The sequence below is a fragment of the Caulobacter sp. S45 genome (genome assembly GCF_903642205.1).
Lineage (GTDB): Bacteria > Pseudomonadota > Alphaproteobacteria > Caulobacterales > Caulobacteraceae > CAHJWH01.
In genome coordinates this window covers 34,061-40,547 of sequence record NZ_CAHJWH010000010.1, presented here as the reverse complement: position 1 = coordinate 40,547, position 6,487 = coordinate 34,061, and the positions used below count along the sequence as shown (strand labels likewise).

At 70.2% G+C, this 6,487-nt stretch carries 9 protein-coding genes; 3 read left to right on the top strand and 6 right to left on the bottom strand.

Features of this window, described 5'->3' with window-relative positions; translation table 11 throughout:
• Nucleotides 1-955: bifunctional glutamate N-acetyltransferase/amino-acid acetyltransferase ArgJ (gene argJ, locus HUV06_RS02390; RefSeq protein WP_174299669.1), on the bottom strand; the 955-nt coding region annotated here is incomplete at its 3' end.
• Between the two features lie 80 nt (nt 956-1,035).
• Between argJ and HUV06_RS02385 the strand changes: the two genes are divergently transcribed.
• A complete protein-coding gene (locus tag HUV06_RS02385) occupies nt 1,036-1,353 on the top strand; it encodes a hypothetical protein (RefSeq protein WP_174299668.1) in 318 nt (105 codons plus the stop codon).
• A 22-nt stretch (nt 1,354-1,375) separates the two neighbouring features.
• On the opposite strand, the gene HUV06_RS02380 is transcribed toward HUV06_RS02385, so the two are convergent.
• Nucleotides 1,376-2,047 carry a peptidoglycan-binding protein gene (locus HUV06_RS02380; protein ID WP_174299667.1) on the bottom strand — a complete coding sequence of 224 codons (672 nt, stop codon included), beginning with the start codon at nt 2,045-2,047 and terminating at the stop codon, nt 1,376-1,378.
• A gap of 135 nt (nt 2,048-2,182) precedes the next feature.
• Between HUV06_RS02380 and HUV06_RS02375 the strand changes: the two genes are divergently transcribed.
• Nucleotides 2,183-2,479, top strand: a complete 297-nt coding sequence (locus HUV06_RS02375; RefSeq protein WP_174299666.1) for a 4a-hydroxytetrahydrobiopterin dehydratase — start codon at nt 2,183-2,185, stop codon at nt 2,477-2,479.
• Here HUV06_RS02375 and HUV06_RS02370 read toward each other — a convergent pair whose 3' ends face one another.
• Together HUV06_RS02370 and galE are read right to left on the bottom strand one after the other, a co-directional pair.
• Nucleotides 2,480-2,890, bottom strand: a complete 411-nt coding sequence (locus HUV06_RS02370) for a hypothetical protein (RefSeq protein WP_254600838.1) — start codon at nt 2,888-2,890, stop codon at nt 2,480-2,482. It abuts the gene before it with no gap.
• A complete protein-coding gene (galE, locus tag HUV06_RS02365; RefSeq protein ID WP_174299664.1) occupies nt 2,887-3,876 on the bottom strand; it encodes a UDP-glucose 4-epimerase GalE in 990 nt (329 codons plus the stop codon). Before galE ends, HUV06_RS02370 begins: the two co-directional genes overlap by 4 nt.
• A 100-nt stretch (nt 3,877-3,976) precedes the next feature.
• Between galE and HUV06_RS02360 the strand changes: the two genes are divergently transcribed.
• Nucleotides 3,977-4,993 carry a glycosyltransferase family 2 protein gene (locus HUV06_RS02360; protein WP_174299663.1) on the top strand — a complete coding sequence of 339 codons (1,017 nt, stop codon included), beginning with the start codon at nt 3,977-3,979 and terminating at the stop codon, nt 4,991-4,993.
• A gap of 36 nt (nt 4,994-5,029) precedes the next feature.
• Here the strand turns inward: HUV06_RS02360 and HUV06_RS02355 are convergent, their stop codons facing one another.
• Nucleotides 5,030-5,326 (bottom strand): hypothetical protein, encoded by a 297-nt coding sequence (locus tag HUV06_RS02355; RefSeq protein ID WP_174299662.1) that lies wholly within the window; start codon nt 5,324-5,326, stop codon nt 5,030-5,032.
• 103 nt (nt 5,327-5,429) lie between these two features.
• A complete protein-coding gene (locus HUV06_RS02350) occupies nt 5,430-6,440 on the bottom strand; it encodes a magnesium transporter CorA family protein (RefSeq protein WP_174299661.1) in 1,011 nt (336 codons plus the stop codon).
• Nucleotides 6,441-6,487: the final 47 nt, after the last annotated feature.

The window sequence follows — 6,487 nt, the reverse complement described above, 5'->3', positions numbered from 1 at the left end:
CGGTGCGGGCGATGCGGCGGGCGGAGCTGGCCGAAGCGGCGCCGGTCACGCTCACCTTGACGTACTTCGAAGCCCCCTCCCCGTCGCGCACCAGAGCCTGGGCCAGGCTCAGCAGCACCGAGCCCAGCGCAGCGCGGAAACCCTGCAGCCGGGTGTCGTGCGGATCGGTGATCCGGGGCGAGCCCGAGCGGCCGGTGGCGAACAGCAGCAGGGTGTCGTTGGTGGAGGTGTCGCCGTCCACCGTCACCGCGTTGAAGGTCTCCGCCGTCGCGTGCACCAGCAGGTCGTGCAGGACGGCCGGCGGCAGGTTGGCGTCGGTGGCCACGAAGCCCAGCATCGTGGCCATGTCCGGCGCGATCATGCCCGAGCCCTTGGCGATCCCGGCGACGCGCACCGTCACCCCGTCGATCTCGGCCTGCGCCACCGCGCCCTTGGGGAAGGTGTCGGTGGTCATGATGGCCCCCGCCGCCGCGTCCCACTTGCCGGGCTCGAGCGCGAGGGTCAGGCCCTGGAGCTGGTTCAGCACGCGGCCGTATTCGAGCACCACGCCGATCACCCCGGTGGAGGCCAGCATCACAGCGTCGGACGGGCAGCCGAGCTCCGCGCTCACCGCGTCCGCGACCCGCTGGGCCGCCTGGGCGCCCGCCTCGCCGGTGAAGGCGTTGGCGCAGCCGGCGTTGACGACCAGGGCGCGCGCCTCGCCCTGGGTCTGGGCCAGCGCCGCCTTGCACCAGTCCACAGGCGCGGACCCTACCTTGTTCTGGGTGAAGACGCCGGCGCAGGCGGTCCCCTCGGCGAAGCGGAACAGCACCAGGTCCGGCCGGTCGTGCTTGTAGAAGCCGGCGCGCCCGGTGGCGATCTCCACCCCGGCGATCTCGCCCATCCGCGGGAAATCGACGGCGAGGGGCGAGACGGTGAGCCCGGGCTTGCCGGGCGTGGCGGAAGGGTCGGTCATGGGCGAGGTCCTGGCGGCGCCGACGCCTGGGAGCGCCACGCGGTCCGCGCTATAACGCAGTAAGGCGCAAGGGGGATAAGATGGGCGACGTGGTGATCGTGGCGTACCGGCCGAAACCGGGTCGCGAAGCGGAGCTGCAGCAGCTGGCGCGCGAGCACATCCCCTACCTGCGCCAGCTCGACCTTGTCACTGACCGCGCGCCGGTGCTCCTGATCGGCGAGGGCGGGGTGATCGTCGAAGTGTTCGAGTGGCGTGACGGAGCCGTGGAAGCGGCGCACGCCCATCCGAAGGTCCACGAGCTCTGGGGCCGCTATGCGCAGGTGTGCGACTACGTCCCGCTGAAGGACCTGCCCGAGGCGGCGCAGATGTTCGCCACCTTCAAGCCGCTGGACGGCTGAGCGCCCAAGCCCAGGAGGCGGCTCACCAGTAGTGGCTCTTGCCCGGCCATTCGAGATAGCCGCGGTCGAAGGCGCTGTCCCGGCGCCAGTAGACCGGCGGCGGGGGCGGCGCTTCCAGGGCGCCTAGGGTCTCATAGCTGAGATAGCCGCGGTGCCCGATGTGACGCTCGTGCTGGAAGGCGATCACCGCGTCGGCCGTCTGCTCGTCGTAGCGGCCGTCGATCTCGCCGCGGTACAGGCCGCGGGCGTGCAGGCCGCGCTGCAGGCGCGACACGCGCTCGGGCGTGGCGTCGTCGGCGCAGAGCACCCGGATCCAGCCGAGCCGCGCGGGCGCCACCTGCACCGGCTGGTTCGGGAAGGGCTGCACGGTCAGACACCAGACCGGACCGGGCGCGCCCGGAGGCGCAGGCGCCTGGCGCCAGACGTAGTCCGGGCCGCTCGGCGGCGGGGAATAGGCGGCGGGGGTGCGGACCTGGGCGTAGCACTCGCGCTCGCCGCCATGGGGGTGGGCGTGGCGGGCGTGGGGACCCCAGGCGCGAGGCTCGCCGCCAGAAGTCGAGGGCGCGCCCTGCGACCAGGCCTGAGCGCCACCGTCAGGTCCGGCCTCCGGCGCACCGGCCAGGTCCTGTGCGAAGGCGGGACCGGCCAGGACGGCGCAGAGGGCGACGCCGAAAAGTTTGGCGGAGAAGGACATGGAGAGGTCTCGTGGCGGTATCATCCTTCACGAACCACAAAGCGGAACCCTGCGCTCGCGCCTTCAACCCGCAAGCGAACCCTCGCTTGGCCCCTGCGCCCTAAGCCGGTAAGCGGAAGGCGCAGGAGGACGCCCATGGCGCAGGACAGGATTGGGGCCGCAGCCGCGCTCGCCGAGCTTCAGGACTGGCGGGCGGCCGAGGGGCGCGACGCCCTGGCCAAGAGCTTCCGGTTCAAGGACTTCAACGCCGCGTTCGGCTTCATGACCCGGGTGGCGCTGCTGGCCGAGACGCTCGACCACCATCCGGAATGGTCCAACGTCTACAACCGGGTCGAGGTGGTGCTGACCACCCATGACGCCGACGGTGTGACCGCGCTCGACCTGAAGATGGCGCGCTTTATGGACGAGGCGGCGGGGTTCGCCGCCGGCTGATCAGTTCACCAGCACGGTGCCAAGCAGCACCCGCGCACCGGGACGGCGCAGGATTGCGTCGGTGGCGCGCTGCAGCCGCATGCCGATCTGGTCCACGTCCGGAGGAGAGCCGGGGATGAGGCTGGCGGCGTAGACGCTCAGCGCGCGGATGTAGGCGTCGCGCAACAGCGGCTGGGACGCCGCCGCCCGCGCCCGCAGGCCTGCGTCCTTCACGTCCAGGCCGCCCTGCACGGTGAGTACGCCCCGCCGCCCGTCCGACCTGAACACGGTGGCCGTCAGGGCGTCGAAACTGGTGTAGGTCAGGGTGTTCAGCTTGGGCGCATCCTTGGCCCAGGCCGCCGGCAAGCCCGGCGCCGCGAGCGCCAGGGCCAGAGCCGAGGCGAGAACGGAGAGGCGGCGGGTCCCGCTCATCCGCCCGCGCATCCCGCATCCTTCCGCGCCCAGGCCCAGGCGGTGCGCACGATCTCATCGATGGAGGACTGGGTCGGCGTCCAGCCCAGCACCTCCTGCGCCCGGGCATTGGACGCCACCAGCACCGCGGGGTCCCCCGCCCGCCGCGGCCCGACCGTGCGCGGCAGGGGCTTGCCCGAGACCTTCTCGATGGCGTCGGCGATCTCCTTCACCGTGGTGCCTTCGCCGGTGCCTAAGTTGAAGAACTGGGCCGCACCGCCCTTCATCAGGTAGTCCGCCGCCGCGGCGTGCGCCCGGCCAAGGTCGGACACGTGGACGTAATCGCGCACGCAGGTGCCGTCACGGGTGTCGAAGTCATCGCCGAAGATGGTGAACTGGTAGTCGTCGCGGAGCGCCCCCCGCGCGGCCAGCGGGATCACGTGAGTCTCCGGCTCGTGCCGCTCGCCGATGTCGCCGTCGGGGCTGGCGCCCGCGGCGTTGAAGTAGCGCAGCGACGCGAAGCGCAGGCCGTAGGCGTCGGCATAGTCGGCCATCATCCGCTCCACCATCAGCTTGGAGCGGCCGTAGGGATTGATCGGCAGCTGGCGGTGGGTCTCGGGCATGGGAGACTCCAGCGGCTCGCCATAGGTGGCGGCGGTGGAGGAGAAGATCATCTTGTCCACGCCCGCGGTGCGCAGCGCCTCCAGGATGTTGAAGGCGCCGAGCGTGTTGTTGCGGTAGTAGAGGCCGGGCTGCTCCACCGACTCGCCCACATAGGTGAGGGCTGCGAAGTGGGCCAGCACGTCGGGCTTCACCCGGGCTATGGCGGCCTGCAGCGCCGCGGTGTCCAGGATGTCGCCCTCGATCAGCTCGCCCCAGCGGACCATGTCGCGCCAGCCCCGATAAAGGTTGTCGTAGACCACCACGGTCCAGCCTTGCGCGGCAAATTCCTTGCAGCAGTGGCTGCCGACATAGCCGGCGCCGCCGGTGACGAGGATGGTCTTCACACGCGCGCACTCCCAGGTGGGCCGCTTATGGCGGCAGCTTCGGGCGGGCTCAAGGCCGTGCTCTCCCCAAGGCCCGCGGCGGGGGCTAGAGGGTGCAGCGATGTCCGCGGCCGCCCCCTTCCCATCCGTCACCGTGGTGATCGTGGCCTATGACAGCGGCGGCTACCTCCAGCCCTGCCTGGACGCCCTGGCCTCCCAGAGCTTCACCGACTTCGAGGCGGTGGTGGCGGACAATGCGTCCCAAGACGCGTCGGTGGTTGAGCTTCGGATGCCGGACGCCCGGTTCACCTTGCGAGAGATGGGCGCCAACCTGGGATTCGCCGCCGCCAACAACCGGGTGGCGGAGGACTCCCGCGCCGAGTTCCTGGCCCTGCTGAACCCCGATGCGACACCCGAACCCGGCTGGCTGGCCGCCCTGGTCGAGGCCGCCGGCGCCCATCCGCAGGCCGCGAGCTTTGGCTCGGTGCAACTTCGGATGGAGGAGCCGCATATCCTGGACGGGGTCGGCGACGTCTGGCACGTGGCGGGCTTGGCCTGGCGCGCGGGCGAGGGGTGGGCGGCGACGCGGGCGCCCGGCGACGGTGAAATCTTCGCCCCCTGCGGCGCAGCGGCCCTGTATCGGCTAAAGCTGTTCCTGGAGGCGGGCGGCTTCGACGAGCGCTTCTTCTGCTATTGCGAAGACCTGGACCTCGGTCACCGGCTGCGCGCCATGGGCGCGGGGTCCAGGCGGGTGGCGAAGGCTGTGGTGCGCCATGCGGGCTCGGGCATCTCCGGGCGCACCTCGGACTTCACCATGTTCCACGGCCACCGCAACCGCATCTGGACCTTCGTGAAGAACACGCCGGGCCCCTGGTTCTGGTGGCTTCTGCCCTATCACGTCGCGTTCAACCTGCTTTATCTCGGCAGCGCGGTCAGGCGGCGCGTGTTCCGTCCGGTGTGGCGGTCCTACGTGGCGGCCGTACGGGGGCTGAAGCCCTTCCTGGCCGATCGCCGCGCGCTGGGCCGATCGCGGCGCACACCGTTCGCCCTGGAGGTCATGGCGTCGACGCCATGGTCACCGTTCCGGCGCGAGCTACACCCGCGGTGTCCGTCGGACCCTCACCGGACGATAGGATAAGGCGAGAGCTGGCGGTTGCGCCCAAGCCGATCCCGTTCAGGCGTCGAAATGCTCCTCCGGACTCTCGCTCTTGAGGAAGGTGCGGATGCTGCGAATTTCCGTGCCGATCCGTTCCCAGGTCGCCTCGGTCGCCTCGCCGATCACGCCGTCCTCGCGCGCCGCGAGGGCGAAGACGGTGGGCAGCTCCTTCAGGATGCCCGGATCCCTCATGGCGAGCAGCGCGATGAGCGCCTTCAGCAGCCGGTCGTTGGCCGCCACCGTCAGGGCGACCTCACGAGGAGGATCGTTCTCGGAGGTGAGCGCCGCGCCGCTTTCATCAGTCTGTATAGCCATGTCCGGCATGCTCTCTCGAACTTTATGAAAGATCCGTCGCTGTGAACGTAAGGGTCAGATAGCAAGAAGACGGCCGATCCGCTCTATCTATTTTTACAAAGGCTTACATCCAGTCCTTCCATTTAAACCAGGCGAGGGGGATCAGAGTGGTGATGACAATCAAGGCCAGGGCGTAAGGATAGCCGAAGCGCCAGGCCAGCTCCGGCATGTACTTGAAGTTCATGCCATACAGACCGACCACCATAACCGGCGGGATGCCGGCGACGGAGGCGATGGTCAGCACCTTGACCACGTCGTTCTGCTCGATGCTGATGAAGGCGGTGGCGGCGTCCTGCAGCAGCTGGACGCGGGAGAGCAGGTGCTCCTCGTACTGCTCCAGCGAGGCCACGTCGGCGCGCACGCCCCCCAGCCGCTCGCGCACGTCCGGCTCTATCCAGTCCTTGCCCCGGTCGACAGCGAACTGCGCCATGCGGCTGACGCAGACCAGGGCGTAGCGCACCTTGGACATCCTGGCGCTGGCGCGCCCGATCTGGATCATCACCCGGCGCAGGAGGGCTGTGTCGCGGGACAGCTTGTGGGTCTTGCCGGAACCGGGCTTGGACGGTTTTGCGTCGTCGGACTGGTCGGCGCGGAAGATGGCGTGGGAGGCCTTGTCGAGCTGGTCGGCGCAGACCTCCAGGTGGTCGGCCGCCCGGTCCACCACGGCCTCCAGGAGCCGGGCGAAGATATCGGCTGGCGCGGCGCGCCTCACCCCAACGAGGTCGGCCTTGACCACGTCGAACACCGCGAGGCTGGCGAAGCGCACCGTCAGGCAGATGTCGGCGTTCAGCACGAAGCCCGTGGGCGCCGACACCAGCACGCCCTCCTCGCTGCGGGCGATCAGGGGGGCGCTCATGTAGAGCGTATCGCCCTCGGTGCGGATGCGGCTGGTGAGCTCGATCTCCTCCAAGGCGGCGCGCGAAGGCACGCGAAGGCCGCAGGCGCGCTCCACCTCCGCGATCTCCTCGGGCGTGGGGTCCTGCAGGTCGATCCAGGTATGGCCGGCGAGGCCCCGCTCGGCCAGCGCCGCGGCGGTGAGCTTGCAGTCGCCGGCGTCCGGATAGGCCTGCAGCATGGGCGTCCCGCCTGTACCTTGAGCACCCCCGGGCGTAGAGGCTGCCC